Here is a 1333-nt window from a genome sequence, read left to right on the forward strand (position 1 = left end):
CCCTCATCCTGAGCAACCGTTATGCGCACTCGGTGGCGGGACGCCATGGCGTGCCTCGGGCGAGGACGGTGTTGGCGTAGATGAGCAGCTTTCGGGCGCAGGCGATGAGGGCCTGCTTGTGGGTCTTGCCGCGGGCCTGGAGGCGGGTGCGCAGGGCGACGAGGGCGGGGTTCCAGCGGTAGGACGCCGGCAGGGCGGCGGTGTAGAGGGCGGTACGCACCCGGGCGCGACCGCCGGCGATGTGGCGCTCGCCGACGTGCTTGCCGCTGTCGTGGTCGAACGGGGCGAGGCCGGCCAGGCTGGCGGCCTGCTCGCGCGACAGGCGCCCGAGTTCGGGCATCTGCACGACCAGGCGCAGGGCGGTCTTCTCGCCGAGCCCCGGGATCGACAGCAGCAGGTCGAGCCGCTCGGCCAGGTCGGGCTGGGCGCGCAGCTCGGCCGCCAGGCGGGCGAGTTCGCGCGCGGCGCGGTCGCCGGCCCGGCGGGCATCGGCCTCCAGCTGGCGGCGCAGGCGCGGTTCCAGCTGGTGCTCCAGGCGCAGCTTCGCCCGGCCGGCATCCTCGATCGCCTGGTCGATGAACACCAAGCGGTCGGCGAAGGCGCGCAAGCGCGGGTCGGGGGCGGCCCGGGCGTCCTGGTATTCGGCCCGCAGCGCCGTGAAGGCGGCGATCAGCCGGGCGTCGAGGCGGTCGTTCTTGGCCCGGCGCAGATGCATCTCGGCGAACGCCTTGACCTGCAGGGGCTGGTGCAGGCGGACCTCCAAGCCGCGGGCGCGCAGGGCATCGGCGACGCCGCGCTCGTAGCCGCCTGACGCTTCCAGGCCGATGCAGGTGACACCGGCGGCGGTGAGTTGGGCGGCCAGGGCGTCCCAGCCCTCGACGGTGTTGGCCACCTGCCACGGCTTGCTGCCGGGCTTGGCGGGCGAGCCGTGGGGCGGCGCCGGATGCAGGGCGATGTCCAGGAACGCCTTGCCGACATCGATCCCGGCTACGGGCCGCGTACCGGCTTCGGGCCTGCTCTCTGGCCTGCTCTCGGGTGCTCCCTTGGATGTGGGTTTGGGTGTGCTCGTAGGTGCGGTCTTGGCTTGGCGTCGGGGTTTGCTAGAGTGAGCCATCTTCGTCGTCCCATCCTTGCGATGCGAACCGGGCGTTCAATCAACCATCCGGGTCCGATGAAGAGGGCGACTGCGATCCTGCTCAGGACCAGCCCGCGGCGCAGGCCACAGGCTCAGGTGCCAACGATCCGACAGTCGCCGCCGGCTCTGGGGTGGCCACCCCAGAGCCGGCATCCCTCGCGGGACAGGGGCAATCTGACATGATTCGCTAATACAAGG

Annotated in this window: 1 protein-coding gene; it reads right to left on the reverse strand. The window is 71.9% G+C overall.

Annotation, left to right across the window (positions count from 1 at the left end; genetic code table 11):
• Positions 1-19: 19 nt before the first annotated feature.
• Entirely contained in the window at positions 20-1114 is a 1095-nt protein-coding gene (locus MFF40_RS28280) for an IS110 family RNA-guided transposase (RefSeq protein ID WP_238263133.1), read from the reverse strand.
• Positions 1115-1333: the final 219 nt, after the last annotated feature.

This window comes from Methylobacterium mesophilicum, assembly GCF_022179445.1.
In the GTDB taxonomy this organism is placed as follows: Bacteria; Pseudomonadota; Alphaproteobacteria; order Rhizobiales; family Beijerinckiaceae; genus Methylobacterium; species Methylobacterium mesophilicum.